Origin of the sequence: Natronorubrum daqingense, assembly GCF_001971705.1 — an archaeon.
Lineage (GTDB): Archaea > Halobacteriota > Halobacteria > Halobacteriales > Natrialbaceae > Natronorubrum > Natronorubrum daqingense.
Map to the genome: position 1 here is coordinate 1,767,631 of NZ_CP019327.1, position 20,623 is coordinate 1,788,253.

At 62.3% G+C, this 20,623-nt stretch carries 17 protein-coding genes; 6 read left to right on the plus strand and 11 right to left on the minus strand.

What is annotated here, in order from left to right:
- Positions 1 to 20 precede the first annotated feature (20 nt).
- The 3 genes from BB347_RS08690 to BB347_RS08700 form a co-directional block, all read right to left on the minus strand.
- Positions 21 to 1,001 carry a tyrosine--tRNA ligase gene (locus tag BB347_RS08690; protein WP_076580597.1) on the minus strand — a complete coding sequence of 327 codons (981 nt, stop codon included), beginning with the start codon at positions 999 to 1,001 and terminating at the stop codon, positions 21 to 23.
- Positions 1,002 to 1,104: 103 nt separating this feature from the next.
- Entirely contained in the window at positions 1,105 to 1,890 is a 786-nt protein-coding gene (locus BB347_RS08695; protein WP_076580599.1) for a pirin family protein, read from the minus strand.
- 126 nt (positions 1,891 to 2,016) lie between these two features.
- Positions 2,017 to 2,793: a 4-phosphopantoate--beta-alanine ligase gene (locus BB347_RS08700; RefSeq protein WP_076580601.1), complete on the minus strand. Its 777-nt coding sequence runs from the start codon at positions 2,791 to 2,793 to the stop codon at positions 2,017 to 2,019.
- Between the two features lie 131 nt (positions 2,794 to 2,924).
- On the opposite strand from BB347_RS08700, the gene BB347_RS08705 reads away from it, so the two are divergent.
- A complete protein-coding gene (locus BB347_RS08705; RefSeq protein ID WP_076580603.1) occupies positions 2,925 to 3,638 on the plus strand; it encodes a class I SAM-dependent methyltransferase in 714 nt (237 codons plus the stop codon).
- Between the two features lie 21 nt (positions 3,639 to 3,659).
- Here BB347_RS08705 and BB347_RS08710 read toward each other — a convergent pair whose 3' ends face one another.
- From BB347_RS08710 to BB347_RS08720, 3 genes are all read right to left on the minus strand, one after another.
- A complete protein-coding gene (locus BB347_RS08710; protein ID WP_076580604.1) occupies positions 3,660 to 4,307 on the minus strand; it encodes a helix-turn-helix domain-containing protein in 648 nt (215 codons plus the stop codon).
- Positions 4,308 to 4,489: 182 nt separating this feature from the next.
- Positions 4,490 to 7,381, minus strand: a complete 2,892-nt coding sequence (locus BB347_RS08715; RefSeq protein WP_076580606.1) for a YegP family protein — start codon at positions 7,379 to 7,381, stop codon at positions 4,490 to 4,492.
- A gap of 292 nt (positions 7,382 to 7,673) precedes the next feature.
- Complete coding sequence (locus BB347_RS08720; RefSeq protein WP_076580608.1) at positions 7,674 to 8,507, minus strand: pantoate kinase; 834 nt, start codon at positions 8,505 to 8,507, stop codon at positions 7,674 to 7,676.
- Positions 8,508 to 8,729: 222 nt separating this feature from the next.
- On the opposite strand from BB347_RS08720, the gene BB347_RS08725 reads away from it, so the two are divergent.
- The 3 genes from BB347_RS08725 (at position 8,730) to BB347_RS08735 (ending at position 12,073) form a co-directional block, all read left to right on the plus strand.
- Positions 8,730 to 9,605 (plus strand): lipase/acyltransferase domain-containing protein, encoded by an 876-nt coding sequence (locus BB347_RS08725; RefSeq protein ID WP_076580610.1) that lies wholly within the window; start codon positions 8,730 to 8,732, stop codon positions 9,603 to 9,605.
- A gap of 345 nt (positions 9,606 to 9,950) precedes the next feature.
- Positions 9,951 to 10,835 (plus strand): lipase/acyltransferase domain-containing protein, encoded by an 885-nt coding sequence (locus tag BB347_RS08730; RefSeq protein ID WP_076580612.1) that lies wholly within the window; start codon positions 9,951 to 9,953, stop codon positions 10,833 to 10,835.
- A gap of 344 nt (positions 10,836 to 11,179) precedes the next feature.
- Entirely contained in the window at positions 11,180 to 12,073 is an 894-nt protein-coding gene (locus BB347_RS08735) for an alpha/beta hydrolase (protein WP_076580614.1), read from the plus strand.
- Between the two features lie 223 nt (positions 12,074 to 12,296).
- Here BB347_RS08735 and BB347_RS08740 read toward each other — a convergent pair whose 3' ends face one another.
- Positions 12,297 to 12,860 (minus strand): CHRD domain-containing protein, encoded by a 564-nt coding sequence (locus BB347_RS08740; protein WP_168170940.1) that lies wholly within the window; start codon positions 12,858 to 12,860, stop codon positions 12,297 to 12,299.
- A 59-nt stretch (positions 12,861 to 12,919) separates the two neighbouring features.
- Between BB347_RS08740 and BB347_RS08745 the strand changes: the two genes are divergently transcribed.
- Entirely contained in the window at positions 12,920 to 13,918 is a 999-nt protein-coding gene (locus tag BB347_RS08745) for a zinc-binding dehydrogenase (RefSeq protein ID WP_076580618.1), read from the plus strand.
- A 406-nt stretch (positions 13,919 to 14,324) separates the two neighbouring features.
- Here BB347_RS08745 and aspS read toward each other — a convergent pair whose 3' ends face one another.
- A complete protein-coding gene (gene aspS, locus BB347_RS08750) occupies positions 14,325 to 15,629 on the minus strand; it encodes an aspartate--tRNA(Asn) ligase (protein WP_076580620.1) in 1,305 nt (434 codons plus the stop codon).
- A gap of 156 nt (positions 15,630 to 15,785) precedes the next feature.
- Here aspS and BB347_RS08755 point away from each other — a divergent pair, with 156 nt between their 5' ends.
- On the plus strand, positions 15,786 to 16,628 hold the full coding sequence (locus BB347_RS08755; protein ID WP_076580622.1) for an SIR2 family NAD-dependent protein deacylase: 843 nt from the start codon (positions 15,786 to 15,788) through the stop codon (positions 16,626 to 16,628).
- Between the two features lie 24 nt (positions 16,629 to 16,652).
- Here BB347_RS08755 and BB347_RS08760 read toward each other — a convergent pair whose 3' ends face one another.
- From BB347_RS08760 to BB347_RS08770, 3 genes are all read right to left on the minus strand, one after another.
- Positions 16,653 to 17,357, minus strand: a complete 705-nt coding sequence (locus BB347_RS08760; protein WP_076580624.1) for a phosphoglycerol geranylgeranyltransferase — start codon at positions 17,355 to 17,357, stop codon at positions 16,653 to 16,655.
- Between the two features lie 84 nt (positions 17,358 to 17,441).
- Positions 17,442 to 18,371 (minus strand): branched-chain amino acid transaminase, encoded by a 930-nt coding sequence (locus BB347_RS08765; RefSeq protein WP_076580626.1) that lies wholly within the window; start codon positions 18,369 to 18,371, stop codon positions 17,442 to 17,444.
- Positions 18,372 to 18,482: 111 nt separating this feature from the next.
- Entirely contained in the window at positions 18,483 to 20,621 is a 2,139-nt protein-coding gene (locus tag BB347_RS08770; RefSeq protein ID WP_076580628.1) for a copper resistance CopC/CopD family protein, read from the minus strand.
- Positions 20,622 to 20,623: the final 2 nt, after the last annotated feature.

The window sequence follows — 20,623 nt, forward strand, 5'->3', positions numbered from 1 at the left end:
GGAACCGTGTTCGAGGCGGACTACTCCCGAAGTTCGCGAAGCTTCGCTCGGCCCGGCGCGATCAGTTCGTCGAGGGAGGTTGCGAGCGTCCCCTTCGCGTCGGCGGGATGAAGTTCGCCCGACTCGAGGTCGGCGGCGAGCGTCTCGTAGTCCTCGTAGGTGAGGTTCCCGCCGTACTTCTCGGGTCGTTCGACGACGACCTCGTCGAATCGCGGGAAGACGTGGTACTCGAAGAGTTCGAGGACGGGATTCTCGAGGTCGCCCTCGGGGTCGCGCGTCGGTGGACAAAAGGCCGAATTAACCTTCTCCGCGAGGTCGTCACTCGAGTCTTCCATCGAGATGGTGATCCCTTCGCTCGAGGACATCTTGCCCTCGCCGCTGGTGAGGTCCGCGATGATCGGCGTGTGGAGACACGGCGGCGCGTCGTAACCCAGTTCCGGCAGTTCCTCGCGGGCGAGCATGTGGACCTTTCGCTGGTCGAGACCGCCGACGGCGAGGTCGAGATCGAGGTACTCGATGTCCAGACACTGCATCAGCGGGTAGACCAGGTGACTGACCTTCGCCGTCTCTCCCGACTGCAGTTCGGCCATCGCGCGCTGGGCGCGGTTCATCGTCGTCGAGAGCTCGAGTTCGTGGAGGTCGAGCGTGTAGTCGTCCTCGAGTTGGAACTCGGAGCCGTAGACGAACTCGGTGTTCTCCTCGTCGAGGCCGTAGGCGACGAACTGGGCTTTCATCTGCTCTGCCGTGTCGCGGATCTCCTCGAACGATCCCTTCCCGTTGAGGTAGGCGTGAACGTCCGCGAGCAAGACGACGACCTCCATCCCGGCGTCCTGTAAGTCGATGAGCTTGTTGGCCGTCAGGAGGTGGCCCAGGTGCAACACGCCTGAGGGTTCGTAGCCGACGTAGGCTCGCTTGCCCTCGGAATCCGTCGCGAGGGCCCGGACCTCCTCGTCGGTGACGACCTCCTCTGCGTTTCGCGTGATCAGGTCGTAGGCATCCATCACTCGAGTGGTATCAACGAACGGATTTATGCCTTTGCGAACGACGCTCGGGATGTGACAGACTCTCTCTGTTGGGATCGGGACACGATTCGCCGAGTAGCGATCATCGACCGATCGTTCCCTGTCGCGTAATTGCCGCGTCTGGGTCGATCGAGAAAGCGACGGCCGTCGTGTCCTCCGTCGCGGTGAGCGTGAGCCCGTCGTCGCCGACGAACAGGCCCTGTTCTCGCTCGTCGAATCGGGTCTCACCGGCCTCGAGCGCGCCGTCGAAGACGTAGAGGTACGTATCCCGTTCGCGAGTGTCGACGCCGTCGACGCGAGGAAGGTCGACGGTCGAGCCGGCCTCGAGACGCACGTCGAAGAAGTCGACCTCGTTTCGGACGAAGAACGGAGCGTCGCCACCATCCGGGCCGAAGAGGTGTCGCCACTCGCCGACATCGGAGTCCGGCATCGGGCCGTGTTGGATTTGCGCCTCGAGGTCGAGCCCGTGGGGCCGGACGAAAATCTGTAGCATCCGAAGCGGCGGGTCCGAGTCGAGCGTTCGCTCCTCGTGCCAGAAGCCCCGCCCCGAGTTCATCACCAACAGGTGCTCGGGATCGGTGAGGAGTCGATTTCCCTGTCGGTCGTTGTGGCGCATCACGCCGGCGGGCACCCACGACACGATTTCATCGTTCCGATGCGGGTGCATCGAGATCAGCGTGTCCGGATCCAGAACCGATTCGACGACCGTGGCGAGCGGGCCGTACCCGTGGTCGTCGTGGTCCGGATGGAGCCGCCCGGGGAAATTGAAATACGTTCGAAACGAGCCCTGATTCTGGGAGACGGTCGTCGGCGGGGCCTTGTAAAACGTTGTCTCGGTCTCAGTATCCGTTTCAGAGTGGCCTGTCATGGGAGCTAAATTACGGAGACGATCCGTTTATCTTGCGGTAACACCGACCCAATCGGGTAACGTCGGCGTCCACGATAAGTCCGAGTAGAATACTTCTAACAGCGTCAGTACTGACCTGACGCGGTGTTACAGTCCGTCTCGAATCCGTCTCTCGGCGTCCTCAAGCGCACGCTCGCGGTCGAACTCCTCGACGACCGTCCGAAGTTCCGCCTCCTCGGCGTCGGTCAACGCGTTCGCGTGCTCGGTCATGTTCGGAACCGCGCGAATGATGTTGTCGACGATCGGGACGTCTGCAACCTGTGGCGAACGCGAGAGCGGGTTGAGGTCGATGACGATTTCTGTCTTGTCCATCTCGTTCAACGCTTCCGCGCGGTCGCCGTCCTCGAGGGGAACGAGCACGACGTCTGCCGCGTGGATTCCGTCTTCGTCGACTTTCGCGCGCTGGTGGTCCAGATTCGGGATTCGAGCGTCGGCCTCGAGTCCCTTTACGTCCTCGGCACCGTGTTCGCGGAGGTGAGCCGTGATCGCGCCGATTCGCTCCGGCGTCCGATTGAAGAGGTTGACCTCGAGGTCGGCTCCGGTCGCGTCAGCCAGCTCGACCATCTCGCCGGGAACCAAGGCGGCGACGTTGCCGTTGATCGAGAGGACCGGGTCGTCGGCCAACAGGAGGTGGGCCGCGGCCGCTCGTTCCGCGTCGTCCGCACTGGGAATGGTCTCCTCGCCGAGTAAGTAATCGAACGCGCTGCCTCGCCCTTCGGCGTGCATCCCCTGGAGGTGCGTGATCCCCTTCTCGACACCGCGCTCGATTCGGTGGCGCGTGAGCAGGTCCTGGTATCTCGGATGGTCCTCGGGAATCTCCTCTTCGTGCTCGACGTCGGCGGAGACGGTGTCGTAGTCGGTCACGATCGATCACTGGAGACCGTCGATAAAAAACGGCCCGATCGATTCTCGAGCAAGCGGGTGTGGGATCGTCGTATAAAACCCCGATATGCTTCGTGCAAACGCACTCCCCTTGGTCCACGCTACGTCCGTCCATGGACTCCGACCGTCGAACACGGAAGGCGACGGAGACGACCGAATCCGCCGTCGTGGACAACCGCGAGTACGAAGCCCACCTCGAGCGAAGTCGGACCGTCTGGGATCGGTGGAGCGACTGGTACACGCTGAGCGAGCGGGACTTCGAACCGATGCGCGAGGACGCGATGGATCGCCTCGAGTTACAGCCGGGAGACCGCGTCCTCGATATCGGCTGTGGCCCCGGCGTCAATTTCGAACGACTGCGAAACGAGATTGGGCCCGATGGCGAACTCGTGGCCGTCGACTACAGTCCGGAGATGGTCGTGAAGGCGCGCAAACGCGTCGAGGAACACGGATGGAAAAACGTCGAGGTTCGTCGGGCCGACGCCGCGAGGGCCGAATTCGACGTGCCGTTCGACGGGGCTATCGCGACGCTCTCCATGAGCGTCATGGCAGACATTCGCGACACGGCCGAGACGATCTACCGCGCGCTCACACCGGACAGTCGGTTCGTCGTCTTCGACGTTCGGCCGGTTCCTGACGGACCCACACGCGTGTTCAACCCCGTCATCCGCCGCTTTCTCCGGTGGTACGCGAACTGGAATCCGGACGAATCCGTCATCGAGGCGTTCGCGACGGTCTTCGACGAGTGTGCTATCGTGGCCACCTACAACGGGGGCTGTACGTACACGACTGTCTGTGAGAAGAGGAATCAGTCGGCTGGCGGCTGAACCGACTCGAACGCCGACACGTCACGGGCGGTCTTCGAGCACGCGCTCGACAGCGTGTGCTTCGCCTCGGCGCAGGAGTTCCGAGGCGGTCGAAACGGCACACTCGAGTTCGTCGGCGACGACTTCGATTCCAGCCTCGCGTGGCACCTCGTAGAAGCCGACGTCCCACGCAGTCTGCAGTGCCGTCCGCTGTCGATCAGAGACCGATGTCCCGCTCACCGTCACGTCGGTGCTCACCCAGCGAACGTCCAGGCGGATGCCATCCGGAACCGTGCTCACCAGCTGCTCGAGACCCGACGGATGGCCGACCAGCGTCAGTCGAATCGTCCGATCCGACCGTATCTCGATCGGTGGGACGACCACGACGGTATCCTGTGAGAGTGACGACAGCAGCGACAACCCGTCCGACCCGAGTTCCCGTCGCAGGTACAGGAAGAACCCCTCGGTAGCCGGCGTCACATCGTACTCGAGCACCGACTCGAGATTCGACAGGAGCGGTTCGTACGCCGCTGGCTCGCCGTATACGAACGACGTGATCGTTTCGACGCCGTCGACGGCCTGTCCCCCGACGACGAGTTCGCGATCGAGCGCGTCCGATTCGCAGATCCCCTCGTGGATCGGCGGAATCGTCTCCGGCGTGTACTCGAGTTCGACACGCATCGACTTCATCGACCGAATATTCACCTGCTGGGTGAAAAGTCCTGACCGCCCTGGAAGACGGATTCGTCGACTCGGGCCTCGTGACTCGGGGGCAGTGTCGGTCGCTCACAGCACGTTTGACTCTCGGGTGGAAACCACGTCAAAACAGCCGAGACGTTCGAAAACCTCCGTTGCGAATCGAGCCCGCTCGCTCACTCGGTAAAGGTGATCCAGCCCTCTGGCGCGTGCGATTTCACGTCGTTCATTGCTTCGCGGGCGTCCGTTCGGTTCTCGTAGTGTTGGGTGCTCTCGGCCATCGTCGAGCCGTACTCGTCGACCAGCCGCCAGACCCAGCCGTCGTCCGCCGTGTGCAGTTCGAAGGAGACGCTGTCGATCTCGAGGATACTCGCCTCCTCGATCAGCGGGCGGACGTCCTCGAGTGCGCCTCGAGCAGCCTCGCTCGACTCGTGTGTCTCTGCGGCGGTGGCGATCGTTCGACCGTCCTCGTCGATGAGCCGCCAGCGCCAGCGGTCTTCGTCGTCGGCCACGAGTTCGAACGACGCGACGTCGAAGTCGACGCGACCGGCTTTCGGTGCGAGTTGTCGAACGTCTTCGACGTTAGAGAGGACCCCGTCTTTTGACGAGGCAGTGTCGACTGCACTCGCGCTCACGTCGCGATCGGTGTCGACGAGTTCCCACGTCCAGTCCTCGCTGCCGTCCAGACGAATTACCGCGTCTTCGATCGTGAAGATCGGCGCATCGCCAGCATGGGATTTGAGACGGTCAGCAGCGTCTTTCGCAGCCACCCGAGAGTCGTAGGTGACGGTCGAATCGGCGATTTCTTCGCGGTCACGATCGAGCAGTCGCCAGCTCCAGCCGCCGTTGTCGTACAACTGTACGGCGACGTCGCCGACCGCGTGGCGGTGTGCCGATGCGGCCGACTCTCGAACGTCCCCGAGACTGTCGACGAGTTCGTCTCGGGTCGGATGTGCTTCGCCTCCTTCAGCGACGGTTTCGCCCGTCGGCAAGACGAATCGCCAGTGCCACTCGTCTTCGGCGTACGTCTGAAAGATCGCTCGATCCATCGTTCGAATGTCGGACTCGAGGTGCTCGAGCAAGCGATTCATCGCCTGTCGGGCAGCGCCCCGCGTCGGGTGCGTTGCTGGATCCTCGGCGACGAGTTTGCCAGCTTCGTCGATCAGCCGCCAGCCCCACTCGTCGTCTTCGTTGACGAACAGTTCGAACGCCGCGGTCTCGATCTCCAGTAACTCGGCGTCGGGTGCCTGCTCTTTGAGCGTCATCATCGCTTCTGCGGCTTCGCCTCGAGAGGTGTGCTCTTGGCCGCTGTCTGCGAGGACGTTGCCGTCTTCGTCGATGAGCCGCCAGCGCCACTCGCCGGAGTCGGCTTCGTAGACCTGGAACGCCGCGTGTTCGAACTCGATGAGGTCCGCCTCACTGGCCTGCTCGCGAACGCGGCGAATCGCATCGGCCGCCGTGTTCGCGTTCGGATGCGGTTCGGTACTTCCGGCGACGATCTCGCGGCCGTCCGTCACGAGCCGCCAGTGCCAGTCCGATCCGGTCTCGTCGTCGTACTCGAGCGTCGTTCCGCCGTCGGTCTGGGCCGCCGGTTCTTCCTCGAGGGTCGCCGGAAGATCGTCGCCCGGTTCGTCGGGCGCGGTCGTGGACGCTGCGGGGTAGACCTCGTACTCCGCAGCGTCGATTTCGACCGTCTCGGCCTCGAGGGCCTGTGCGCTGAACTCGTCGGCACTCGATTCGATTGGTGAACGTTCGGTAATATCGGTCGGGTTTCGGGCGACGACGTGTTCGTTCTCGTCGACGAGTCGCCAGCGCCACGTCGAGCCGGATTCGTACAGTTCGTAGGTCGCTTCGCCGGCGACGGTGACCGACGCCGAATCGAGTTCGGGCAAGAGCGCTTCGGACGCCGCTTCGGCGTCGCGGCGCGTGTCGAAGCTGTCGGAGGCGTTGGCGACGACCTCGTCCGCGTCGTCGACGAATCGCCACGTCCACGTCCCCTCGCTCTCGAGCAGTTCGACGCCGACGTGTTCGATGTCGAGCACGCGTGCGCGGTCGAATCGTTCGGCGAACGTCTGGGCGGCCTCCTCGGCGCGTTCCTGGGATTCGTAGCGATCCTCGCTCGAGGCCAGTGGCGTCCGGTCGTCGTCGACGAGTTGCCAGACCCACTGATCTCGATCTTCGGCGTACGTGAACGCGGCTCCCTCGATTTCGATGACGTCGGCATCCGGGCCACGGTCTTTGAGGAAACTGACGGAGTTTTCGGCGCCATCACGCTCGTCGAACTCGCCGGTGCTCGAGCCGACGACGCTCCCGTCGTCGCGTGCGAGCGTCCACTGCCAGTTACCCTCGCGATCCTCGAACAGTCGAAACGCGGACGTCGTGAGTTCCATCAGTCCCGCGGAGCTAATCTGGGACTGGACGCGTTCGATGCTCTCCGTCGCGTCTGGCCGCGTCACCGCACTCTCGTCGCTCGTCGCGAGCGCCTCGAGGTGAAGGACGTTCCACTGCCAGTCGCCGTTTTCGTCGCGGAAGACGGCGAACTGTGCACCTTCCATCGCATCACCGGTCAGAATCTCCGGGTCGTCGGTCTCTTTTTCGTCGACGAACATCCCCCTCCGCCCCGTGAGGATCGGAACGAGCGCGGTGACGCCTGCGATCAAACCGACACCGGCCGTATAAACGGAAATAACCTGGACGCTGTAGTCCGTTCCGAGTTCCCGCCAATTGTTGGGATACGCCCAACCGAAAAAGACGACGCCAGCCAACGCGACCAGTAGCCCGATAGCACTCACGTAAATCCCGATTCGCCTGACCGGCAACATGAGGACGATGCCGAACAGACAAAACGCCAGTCCGGTCGCCGCCGTGACTCCCGACGCACGAATGAGCGTGTAGGAATCACCAGCCCCACCGTAGCTGATGATGAACGCCACGAGCCCCGCACCACCGAGTACGTAGCCGAAAATGAACAGCCAGTACCCGTACACGTCAGTACTCGAGTCGGGTTCGCCAACGTAGTGTTCGTACAGCCGAAACAGCTTTTGATTGACCCCACTTGTCGATGACATTTACAAACTTGAACTGATAAGTGAAACCCACCATAATAAAGCTCTGGCCAATTCCAATAATACTGACATAAATTATGTCGATTCAATCAGCCATTGAGAGTATCCATTCGATCGAGAAACAGGCCGTTCTGAGACGTCTACCGCCCGACTGAAGAGAATTAGGTGGCTGAAAGCGGAAAAACAGGCAGGAATACACAATTATCGAACTCGTCGACACTCATGAGAGGGTCGGGTTACAATCAGTTAGTGTGAATAACCAGAGCTGTGGTGGTTCCCGATCTCGGCTGCCAGTTTACTTGAGGAATGCGCCCGCAGGATGCGTCGCACAGACGTTCGGTTCGTAGCCCGCATCGGAGAGGCCAGTCCCGAGCGCGAAGACGGATTCGCCGAGCATCGCCATCGACGCCTGTCCATCGGCGTCGGTGACGTCACCAATCACGCCAGCGACCGTCTCGGTGAGCAACTCCGCCTCGCGCGCGAACGATCTCGAGGCGTACATGAACGACAGGAGCGTCGGCTCCTCGACGACGTTCGAGAGGGCCTGTTTGCCAGCGGCCGAAAGCTGGTCGGTGTCCGCCGAGAGCACCTCAGCCGTCGAGAGTTCCCCAAACGTGACGTACTCGACGCGCGCTCGCGATGGAATGGCATCCAGTTTGTTGACGAGCGGCCCCCCCGGCTCTAACCGAATCGGAATGCCACCGTGGGCCTGCGCGACGACATCGCCCAGGCCAGTCTCCGCCTGTACTTCCGCGCCGTGTGCGATCGTTACCAGTTCGTTTCGAGATAACTGTCGGTCGAAGACGTGGTTCGCAGCTAGGACCGTCCCGAGTGCCAGTGCGCCCGAGACACCAAAGCCTGAGCCGAGTGGAATCTCCGAGTCCGCTTCGACGCGAGCCGTAACCTCGAGCGTCTCGAGAACGGTTTCGACGGGCTCGACCGTGATCGTCTCACCGTCGAGAACGACCGTCGACGTGTCGTCAGCTGCGGGTTCGACGGTCACCTCGACGCCGTCGGTGAGTGTCAATCCGGCTCCTCTCGAGCCCGCAGTCGTTGGATCCGACGCCGGATGAGCGCTGAAAAAGCCCGTTATGTGCCCCGGGACGAACGCCGTTGCCTCGTCACGCATTGGCGGGTCTTGCGACTCAGGTAATTTAACAGTACAGGTTCGTCTCGGAGTGCGACTCGCTGGCGTCGAACGGTGAACTGTCGTAACCGCTCGCTGACGCGAGTGTCGATTCTGAACTTCCCAAACGGAGACCGAGACGAAATTCGAGACACTGATTAGTTAAATACATTCAATTGTGAGGGAATATAATGATGCGGATAGCGTTGGAGAACTCAGTTGGCGATGTCAGAGAAAGATACACCACACGGACGATCGACGAACGAATCGACGGCGACGAACCGACGGACGATGCTCAGAGGAACCGGCGCGGCAATCGTTGGAATGACTGGAGTAGCAGCGTCCTCGAGTACGGCGAGTGCCGTTTCGACGACCGAAATCGAGGTGCTCGACGTCGGTGGGAGCGTCTTCGGCAGCGGCTCGACGCCGTCGATTCCCGTCGGCGAGGAAGTCTTCATCTTCGCCCACGGCTGGTTCGGCGACACGACGGTCGCGAGCCAGGCCTCCGACGTTGCAACCTCGATGGCGGATGTCGGCTACGAAGCCGACGAGTACGTCGCCATCGAGTGGGACGCCACCACGATCAACTTCATCGGCGCGGAGAACGAAACCGAAGACGTCGGCGAGACGGTCGCCGAAATGCTCGAGGAGTTCTACGACGACGGTGGCGGTGACGTGCGCTTGGTTGGTCACTCGTTGGGCGGCCGCGTCGTCCTCGAGACGGTCAACCACATCGACGACAGCTACGAAGTCGAGACGGTCGCACCGTTGGGTGCGGCCGCTGACGGAGAGACGGTCTGTGGTGGTGGACTCGGCTCCGGCGAGTGGTACGACGGGATCGCTGATAACGCCGCTGATGTCAGGAACTATCACTCCGAGGACGACTCGACGGTCGGCGCAGCCTACGGCGGCATCGGCGGCGCTGCACTCGGAACTGACGGGTCGGGCTGTCCAGACGATACAGCGGATACGTACACGGACGTCGACGTGACCGACAGCGTCGGCAGCCACATGGCCTTCTTGGGTGACGACGAAGTCGGGTCCGACCTCGCCGAGGCTGCCGGCGTGGATGTCGACGACAACGGCGGCATCTTCGACTGAGTCAGCACAGGCTCATCCCAACCGGTTACAACCTGCGTTCGTACCGGTCCACGTCAGTGGCCCCGATGCGTCACCGTACGCTTTTTGTCGACCTGTCGTGCACCGTCGGTAGCAGACCGACGGGACTGGCGATCAATATCGGCCATGTCGACTCGAGTCGCTCGAGTGAGAGCATATCATAGAACAGAGGCAATCACCAACACGTCCCGTTTGAGATACTTACCCGACGAGTTCACAGCGTTATTCATTCCGCATCGGAAAAGATACCGTGTACGTTTGCTATAAATACACCACTATATGAGTGATAATAACTAACGCTGACACGCCCCTTCGCTCTATCGTCGCATGACAAATAATGACTCACGGCACGAATCAGTGGATGACACACGAACGACAGATCGACGAACGATGCTCAAAGCGAGTGGAACGGCACTCGCAGCCGGAGTTGGACTCTCCGCGTCGTCAGGGTCGGCAGCCGCTGTTTCGACGTTCGACATCGAGGTGCTCGACGTCGGGGGGAGCGTCTTCGGCAGCGGCTCGACACCCTCGATTCCCGTCGGCGAGGAAGTCTTCATCTTCGCCCACGGCTGGTTCGGCGACACGACCGTCGCGAGCCAGGCGGCAGACGTCGCGTCCTCCATGGAAGACGTCGGCTACGAAGCCGACGAGTACGTCGCCATCGAGTGGGACGCCACTACGATCAACTTCATCGGCGCGGAGAACGAAACCGAAGACGTCGGCGAGACGGTCGCCGAAATGCTCGAGGAGTTCTACGACGACGGCGGCGGTGACGTGCGCCTCGTCGGTCACTCTCTCGGCGGCCGCGTCGTCCTCGAGACGGTCAATCACATTGACGACGGGTACGAAGTCGAAACCGTCGCCCCACTCGGGGCAGCAGCGGACGGTGACATGGTCTGTGAAGGCGAAGGTGGGCTGTTCGGTGACAACTGGTACGACGGCATCGCGGACAACGCTGCGGACGTGCGGAACTATCACTCCGAAGACGACTCGACGGTCGGCGCAGCCTACGGCGGCATCGGCGGCGCTGCACTCGGAACTGACGGGTCGGGCTGTCCGGACGACACGGCAGAAACCTACACGGACGTCGACGTGACCGACAGCGTCGGCAGCCACATGGGCTTCCTCGGAGACGAGGCGGTCGGTGCTGACCTCGCCGAGGCCGCCGGTGTGGACGTCGACGACGATGACGGTGGCTGGGGCTGGCTCTAACGAACGAGACGCTCCTGCTCTCGAATACTATCGTTTCTACCGATTCTCGAGCGATTTTCACCGACGAGCATTCGGTCGGTCGGAAAACGGGTCATCGCCCCGAGTCTGTTCGTCGCCAGCGAAGCCAGTTCCTCGACAGCGACTCTCTCCAAGAGGCGTCGTACTTGGCGACCGACTCGAGTTCGACCCCCACAAGCGATGGCCCCGCCTCTTCCGCGAACTGTCTCGAAGCCCAATAGCGCAATTAGCCCGATATCGGATAAGATGTTTTTGAGCCGTATATAAATGATCGCGTTAGTGAGGAGAAATGAATATCGCTACATCACGAGACGAACGATTGAAGCATGGTAGATAACAACAAGCAGAAAGTAGACGACGAATCGTTCAGCCCTGATCGCCGCGCAATGCTCAAAGGAACCGGCGTCGCGCTCGCTGGGACAACAGGACTCGCCGCCTCGACGGGCTCAGCATCCGCCGTGTCCTCGTTCGATATTGACGTCATCGAGGTCAGCGACAGCCTCTTTTCGCCGGCCGACCCCGACCCGTTTCCAGTCGAAGACGAACTCTTCGTCTTCATCCACGGCTGGTTCGGCGACTCCACCGTCGCGAGTCAAGCGGCGGACGTCGCAGAATCACTCGAGGACGGCGGCTACGAACCGGACGAGTACGTCGGCATCGAGTGGGACGCCACCACGATCAACTTCATCGGCGCGACCGCGGAAACCGAAGCGGTCGGCGAAACCGTCGCCGAACTGGCACAGAACTTCTACGACGACGGCGGTGGGAGTATCCGTCTCGTCGGGCACTCACTGGGTGGACGCGCGGTCCTCGAGACGATCAACGCCCTCGAGGATGGCTACGAAATCGAGACGGTGGCACCACTCGGTGCCGCTGCAGACGGCGACGAGGTCTGTGACGTGAGTGGCGTCTTCAGCGACAGTTGGTACGACGGCATCGCGAACAACGCCGGCGAGGTTCGAAACTACCACTCCGAAAACGACTCGACGGTCGGTGCTGCCTACGGTGGCCTGACCGGGAACGCGCTGGGGGCAGAGGGCTCCGACTGCGACGACGTCGCCGACACGTACGCGGACATCGACGTGACCGACAGCGTCAGCAACCACTTCTCGTTCCTCGGTGACAGCGTAGTTGGCGAAGACCTCGCCGCCGCAATCGTCGACGGCGAGGGTGCAGACCACGGTGAAGCGCCGGGCAACGGCGGTGGCTGGTGGGGATAGCTCCCATCACTCGAGTCACGATCCATCTTCTGTCACCGCAGTTTTGCAACCCAGATAGGCGCTCACAGTCGTTCTCGTCATGTTTTCGTTGTCGCCACGCCTCCTCGAGCACGCTCGTGGCAGGCGAAAATCCCGATGTGGGAACTTTACGAAAAAGATTCAGAATCGTTTTCCGGATGATCCTCCTCAATCAGAGAATTTGCATCTCGCGTGAAAGTGCCAATTATCGTGGCACAAATTCACCAGTAGCGGCACCATCTGGATGGTCTTCGGTCGAGATTTCGACGGTGAGCTCGCCACTTCTGAGAGCTTCGATTTCTTCATCAGTGAGTTCATACGATCCCGCAAACTGACCACTTCCCTCGTCATCTTCGATATCAGCAATCAACTCGTACGTAGAGGAGTTGTCTCCGTTGGTGTAGATAGTAATCGCCGGCGCAAGCACGTTCTCCATTTGATTTTCCAGTCGGCTACGCAGACCACTGAAATCCCCTCCGACAGTAAGTTCACCATCGGTAAGGGATCCAGTAGCGTGGCCGAGAACAGTCGTGGCGCCGGTAAGGTCTGCGTCAAACAATTGCACGTCTTGGTCCGTGGGTGTAAGCTGGTCACGTACTTCACCGTCTTCGAACTCTTCGGTGTGGACATCCTGGTAGAACTCTTCGTTGTATAGGGTGATTATTTGGCTCTCAGTTACCGTGAACGAGCCGGCGTATCGTGAGCTTATTTCACCGAACTCGTCTCGAGTGGCTCGCATCGAGTAGGCGTCGTCGGTCTCAGTAATCACCCACACCGATCCCCGCAACCGCCGCATATTCCCCGTCGGCGACCGACTGTTGAATCGGTATGCCTTCCGAGATGACATCCCACGTGATCGAAGAATACGGAGAACCGGACGTACTCACGGAGACGACCATCGACGTTCCCGAACCTGATCCGGACGAGGTTCGCGTCGAGGTCGTCGCCTCGAGCGTCAATCCCGTCGATTACAAGATTCGACAGGGAGCCATTCCCGATTTCGCGCCGGAACTCCCCGCGACGCTCCACTGCGACGTGTCGGGCGTCGTCGACGAAGTCGGCGCGAACGTCACGCGCTTCGACGAAGGCGACGAGGTGTACGGCATGCCCGGCGGCGCGGGCCAGCAGGGCTCGCTCGCGGATTACGTCGTCGGCCACGTCGGGACGTTCGCCCACGCGCCGGAGTCGATCCCGCTTGAGGACGCAGCGGCGTTGCCAGTCGTCGCGCTCACCGCCTGGGAGATGCTCGTCGACAAGACGACCGTCTTCCTCGGCGACGAGGTGCTCGTCTACGGCGCGACCGGCGGCGTCGGGCACATCGGCGTCCAGTTAGCCGACTGGTTTGGGGCCAACGTGACCGCGACGGCCTCGAGCGAAGAAAAACGCGCTCTCGCCGACGAGTTCGGTGCCGACGCGACGGTTGACTACACCGAGACCGACGTCGAGTCGTACGTCGAGAAACACGCTGGCGGCGACGGCTTCGACGTCGTCTTCGATCCGATCGGCGACGACCATCTCCAGACGGCCTTCGACGCCGTGGGGCCGTTCGGAACCGTGGTAACGACGGAATCGAGCTCGACGCAGGACATCTCGGCGATGCACGAACGGTCGCTCGAGCTCGGCGTCGTGCTTGTGATCCTCCCCGTGTTACTCGGCGAGCGACAGGAGCGGATCGGAGACGAACTCGCGGATATCGCGACGCTGGTCGACGACGGCGTCGTCGAACCGCACATTGACGAGCGATTCGCCTTCGAAGACGTCACTGACGCACATCGATTGGGCGAATCAGGTGACTTCCAGGGCAAGATTCTGCTCGTCAACGAATAATAGGTCAATCGAATCCGCTGAATACGACGTTACTGTTTTTGAACAGTAACATGACTCGATAGACAACAGACGGTTCGGTAAACTCACTTCGCTCACGACTTCGCCGTTCGTGTTCGTCGTTCGAGTGAAAGGAGAGTTACGCACCGTTCGTCTCGCTAACCCCCAGATTTGCCGCCGCTCGCGTGTCGGTGCGCTCCCGCTCGCAGTTTTGAGGACGCTCCCACCGGTCGCGTCCTCGTCTACGGAGACAAACGCTGGCGATCTCTCGGGAACAACGCGGGATCAAAGATCCCACGAGCACCCACTCAACGGTCAGCGACCAGTCCTACGGACTGAGTCGCTGCCGGTCTCGCAAGACGTTGCTCGATAACGCTCGCAACGACTTGCCAGCTCTCAACGTCTTCGTCTACGGACTCAGACGTTGACGATCCCGCGGGAAGAGCACTGCTTCTCGGATGTTGTCCAATCCGAGGATCGTCATCACGAGTCGCTCGCCGCCGAGTCCGAAGCCGGCGTGTGGCGGCATGCCGTACTTGAACATTTTCGTGTAGTACTCGAACTGTTCTGGATCGAGTCCTTGCTGCTCGAAGCCTTCGATGAGCTTCTCGTGTCGGTGCTCACGCTGGCCGCCCGAGACGAGTTCCATCCGCGGGTGCATCAGGTCGAAGCCGGTCGAGAGTTGCTCGTCGTCGTCGTGATCTTTGATGTAGAACGGCTTGATCTCGCTCGGCCAGTCGGTGATGAAGTAGTGGCCACCGACGTCGTCGCCGAGTGCCTTCTCGCCTTCCGTTGGCAGGTCGTCGCCCCAGACGAGTTGCTCGTCGAGTTCGCCCGTCGCGTTGATGCGCTCGATGGCTTCCTCGTAGCTAAGACGTGGGAACGCCTCGTCCGGAACCTCGAACTCCGCGGCGAGACCGAGTGCCTCGAGTTCGTCCTGGCAGTTCTCGACGATGGCCTCGTAGGCTGCCGTGACGACGCCCTCGACGACGTCCATCGCGTCGTTCTGGTCGCAAAAGGCGCCCTCGAAGTCAATCGAGGTCGCTTCGTTCAGGTGTCGCGGCGTGTTGTGCTCTTCGGCGCGGAAGATCGGACCGATCTCGAAGACGCGCTCGACGTTCGACCCGGCGATGAGCTGTTTGAACAGCTGTGGCGACTGGTTCATGAACGCTTCCTCGCCGAAGTACGTGATCGGGAAGAGTTCGGTACCGCCCTCGGTTCCCGTCGCAACGATCTTCGGCGTGTTGATCTCCGTACAGTCGAACGCGCGGAACTGCTCGCGGACCGCGCGAAGGATTTCGGCGCGAATCTCGAACACTGCCTGAACCTCGTCTTTCCGGAGGTCGAGCGTCCGGTTGTCGAGTCGCGTCGAGAGTTCCGCGTCGACCTTTCCGGACGGATCGAGTGGGAGTTCGGGTTCGGCAGGAGCGACGACCTCGAGTTCCTCGGGCGTGACCTCGACGCCCGTCGGTGCGCGTGGCTCTTCTTCGACCGCACCGGAGACCTTCACGACGCTCTCTCGAGAGACGCTGAGGCCAGTTTCGACCAACTCTTCGTCCATCTCGTCCTTTTCGAACTTGATCTGAATCTTGCCCGAGCTGTCCCGGAGAATCAGGAAGGCGATTCCGCCCAGGTCACGAATCTCGTGTACCCAGCCAGCGACCGTCGCGTCGTCGCCCGGCTCGGCGTCCGCAGTGTGAATTCTATCCTGCATACCACCCGATTCACGTAGGCGGGACTTAAGCGCAATCGTTCGCGGTCGAAATACAGCCCACGACGTGAGAGTCGTGAACCGTCGACGCCTGCCGAGCACACGGTGTGAGAAGTCCCTACCACGACGAGTTTTGATCCTTCGGCCCAATCATTCGATATGAACGACCTCGAGGAACTCGCCGAGCAAATCGACCGCGACGCGACGGCCGTCGCGTTCACGGGAGCGGGAATCTCCGCACCGTCGGGCGTTCCCACGTTTCGCGGCGACGACGGCGTTTGGGAGAAGTTCGACGAAGGACAGTTCACCTACGGGCGCTTCCAGCGCGATCCGGAGGGGTTCTGGGACGACCGCGTCGATCTCCAGCGGGAGCTATTCGGCGGCGAGTACGAACCCAACGCTGCTCACGAGGCGCTGGCATCGATGGGCCAGGACGGCCATCTCGAGGCAATTCTCACGCAGAACACGGACGGGCTTCACGAGGACGCACTCGAGTCGGTGAGGGACGACGCGAGCGCGACGGACGATGTGACTGCGACGGACGGCGTGGCGGCGACGGACGACGCGACGACCGGGACGAGCGAGCCGACGCTCCTCGAGTTGCACGGGAACTCTCGACGGGTCCGATGCGTCGACTGCGGGAAACGAGTTGACGGCGACCCGATCGTCGAACGCGCCGCGGACGGCGAACTGCCGCCGACCTGCGACTGCGGCGGCGTCTACAAACCCGACGTCGTCCTCTTTGGCGAACAGTTGCCGGGAGCGGTCATCCAGCAAGCCCGCACGCTGGCACGAAAGAGCGACGTGTTCCTCGCGATTGGCTCGTCGCTGGTCGTCGAACCCGCGGCGTCGCTGCCCCGAATCGCCGCGTCGAACGGCGCGACGGTCGGCATCGTCAACCTCGAGTCGACGCCGGTCGATAGCAGTGCCGAGGTGGTGATCCGTGAGGACGTCACCGAAGTGTTGCCCCACCTCCAGTCGCTCGTGAACGCCGATTGCTGATCGCGGGGAGAATTGGACCTCGCGTTATGCGTCTCGCGCTGCTTCGACCGTCTCGCGAACGGCACCGACGCCCTCGTCGTGTGCGAGGTCGCCGACGACGATGACGTCCGCGTGTGCGGCCATCGTCGCCGCGGAATCGTAGTCGTGAATACCACCGCCGTAGAACAGCGTCGATTCGTCGGTCGCCTCGCTCGCGGCTTCGACGATACCCTCGTCGCCGAACGTGCCGGAGTACTCGAGGTAGACGAGTTCCTGGCCGAACATGCGTTCTGCAACCGTCGCGTAGGCGGCGACGTCGTCGGCGCTGAGGTCGCAGTCGGCTTCGGTGTACGTCGCGACGTCGGCGTCGGGGTTCATCACGATGTAGGCTTCCGTCCACGTCCGGTCCCAGTCCATATCGCCGTCCAGTCGCACCCACTCCTTGTGTGCGCCCGTGATCCAGAAGGGAGAGCCAGCGTTGAGTACGGTCGGAATGAGGTAGCCTTCGAGCGCCCGATTGTCGATGACGACGTCCGGACTCGAGGGTTCCTGATAGAGCGGCACGTCGTGTTCGGCGCAGGCGTCGACGACGGCTTCCATGTTCTCCTCGGTGATACCCATGGTGCCGCCGACTTCGATCGCGTCGGTGCCGGTCGCACAGAGATCCCCGTACGTGACGCCCTCGGGAAGGTCCTTGTCGGGATCGATCTTCAGAACGTGGTTCCAATCGTCCCAGGGGCAGGTAGTCATACCCGTCGTTTCCCGACAACCGGCAAAAACGCTACGAAAGTGAACACTTCGAAGACAGTATTCGAGAACCGAGCGTGGGAACGTTCAGACGTAGTCGAACCACTCGTCGTACTCGCCGGTCTTGCGCTCGACGACGTCGAAGAACTTCTGTTGAATGTCCTCGGTCACGGGGCCACGCGAGCCGTCGCCGATGACGACGTTGTCGACCTTCCGAATCGGCGTCACCTCGGCCGCGGAGCCGGTGAAGAACAGTTCGTCGGCCGTGTTGAGTTCGCCTCGAGAGATCGAGACGGTGTCGTGGACGGTGTAGCCGAGATCCTCCGCGAGCGTGATCACCGTATCTCGGGTGATGCCGTCGAGGATCGACTCCGAGAGGCCGGGCGTGTAAATCTCGTCGTCGCGGACGAGGAAGACGTTCTCGCCGGGGCCTTCCGCGACGTTGCCCTCCTTGTTCAGGACGATCGCTTCCGCGTAGCCGTTTCGTCGGGCTTCCTCGCCCGCGAGCATGCTGTTGACGTAGAGACCGTTCGTCTTCGCGTTCGTCGGAATCTGGCTCGAGGCGTGCTTTCGCCACGAGGAGATCATCACGTCGATTCCTTCCTCGAGTGCCTCCTCGCCGAGGTACGCTCCCCACGGCCAGACGGCAATCGCCGTCTTCGTCGGGCAATCTTCCGGACTCACGCCGAGTGAATTGTAGCCGTAGAACGCGACCGGACGGATGTAACACGACTCGAGGTCCTGTTGGCGGATGAGCGTTTTCGTCGCCTCGGTTAGCTCTTCTTTCGAGTGATCGATATCCATCTCGTAGGGCTTTGCGGACTGAAAGAGTCGCTCTAAGTGTTCCTCCCAGCGAAAGATCGCCGGGCCCTCCTCGGTGTCGTAACAGCGGGCCCCTTCGAAGACGCCGCTCCCGTAGTGAAGTCCGTGCGTGAGGACGTGCACCTGCGCGTCGTCCCAGTCGACATACTCGCCGTCCATCCAGATCGTGTCGACGTCCATCTCGTCGAATCCCATGATCGTGAGTGTTGAAAGCCAACGTAGTAAGTGTTCGCGATTTCGCGACCGGAGGCGAAGAGTATCAGCAGGGAGATGGAAAGAGGGAGTCCCGAAGAGATCTGACAGTCGTTACTCGGACCGACCTCGGAAGCGAAGCGCCTCTATCGTTACGGCGACGGAGCCGACGATACCGATCGCGACGGCACCGAATTGCAACAGCGTTGCCAAGGCTGAATAGTCCGTTTCGTCGCCGTGGTCGTGCTCGTGATCATCGGGTGCCTCCTCGTCGTGATCGTGACCGTCGTCTTCTCCGTGATCGTGGTCGTCGTCGCCGTGGTCGTGACCGTCGTCGTCCTGCTCACCGTCGGCGGCCTCGCCCGGTGAGACGTAGACGTCGACCCACTCGCTGACGAACTCGCCCTCTGGCTCGCCCGTGATACGGAGCTCCCAGTCGCCGTCGGACGGGAACGGCTGGACGGTCGAGTACGTGCCGTCGTCGTTCTCCTCGAGGTCGACGTCGAACGTGTCCTCACCGTCTGCGGTCAACCGGACGGTCTGGTCCGATTCGACGGGTTCCCCGCCGTCGTCTAAGAACGCGACCTCGATGACGATCGGATCGTCCTGTAGGACGTGGAGTCGGTCGTCTCCACCGGTGTCGGTCGCCGCGGGAATCGCCGTCAACTCGAGGTCGATGTCGCCTTCGCGTTCGATCGTCGCCGTCTCGGGACCGTCGTCGTCACCGACGACGGCAGCCGTCGGAACGGAGGTGAGCAGTCCCGTGAGAAGCAAGACGAGGACGATCACGCCGACCTCGAGTCGGACCGTGCGGGTGAACGCCGAAATTGCGCCGGTAGAATCCGACGGACTACCGCCGTCTTCTCGGATCTCGGCGTCTGTACCGCTGGTGTCTGTACCGCTGGTGTCTGATCCGCCGGCGTCGGCATCGCCGAACCGGTCGAGGAATCCCAAGCGGCCACCCCCGCCGTCGGACTCGAGTCGACGGAGGTAAACGAACCGAGTGAGTCCGCCGAGTCCGAGCGCGACAATCACCAGGAGCGTCTTCGCGGTGAGCACCGTCCCGTAGAAGGTCGCCCCGAGCGCCTCGAGGTCGGGAACGTGCCACGCCGCGAGTACGAGTCCGGTCGCTCCGGCGAGCGTCACGCCGCCGAGCGCGAGCAGCGAATACCGTCGAATCGTGCTGGCGGCGAGTCCGGAACGATCCGCGGGGGGCGCGTCGCGAAGCATGGGCGGGACGACCAGCGCGAGAACGACTAATCCGCCGAGCCACAATCCTGCGCCCGCGATGTGAGCGAAATCGACGGCCGTCCCTTGCAGGCGGTCGATCGCCGTCGCGGAGTGACTCGTCCAGCTAAGCGCACCGCCGACGCCGATTGCGCCGACGAACGTCCCCCCGAGCCAGACCGACCGCGGGACCGTTCCTGCGACGGCACTCCCGAGGACGACGGCGAGGCCGAGCGCCAGGACGGCCTGAACGAGCCACGCCTGACCGAGTGGCATCCCGAGGAACTCGCCGAACGTCTCGAGCGACGGCGAACCGACCGAGGTCGCCTGAACGTAGCCGAGGAGGGCGACTGCCGTGAGCACACCCGCTGCCAGTACACCGAGGACGGTGGTGAGGCGGCCGTCGACGGCCCGCTTCGATACTCCGGCGCGGTCGGCGACCGGATAGACTGCCATCGCAGCCGTCACCGGGGCCCCGACGAGGCCGACGAGCGAGACGAGCAACAGCCCTCTCGCGGCGCTCTCGAGCGGCGGAACCGATTCGTCGACGCCGTCCTCGTCCTCGTAGGTCTCGAGGACCGAGTCGCGATCGAGCGGTTCGTCGCCGACGCTGAAGAAGAACGTGCCCGACGTCGTGTGTCCGTCGTCGGCGAGGACTTCCCACTCGACGGTGTACATGCCCTCGGCGTCGTCGTCGTCGCCCTCGAACGGAACGTCGACGAGTTGCGTATCGTCGGGGTCGATCTCGGCGTCCCCGCTGACGTCCTCGTCGTCGGGTCCGACGATACTGACGTCGGCGTTCTGGACGCCGTCACCGGAGAAGGTGAGCGTCACGTCGTCGGGTGCGGTCTCGAGTTGTTCGCCGTTCTCGGGGTCGGTTTCGCTGAGGTACGCGTGTGCGGCAACTGGACTCGCGACGCTCGCCAAAAGAAGCGCGGCGACGAAAGCGACCGCGAGGACGGTGAGGCCTCTCCTGGCCCGGGATTGCGTGCGGTAGTCGTGGAGAGCGGACTCGTTCGAACGCATCG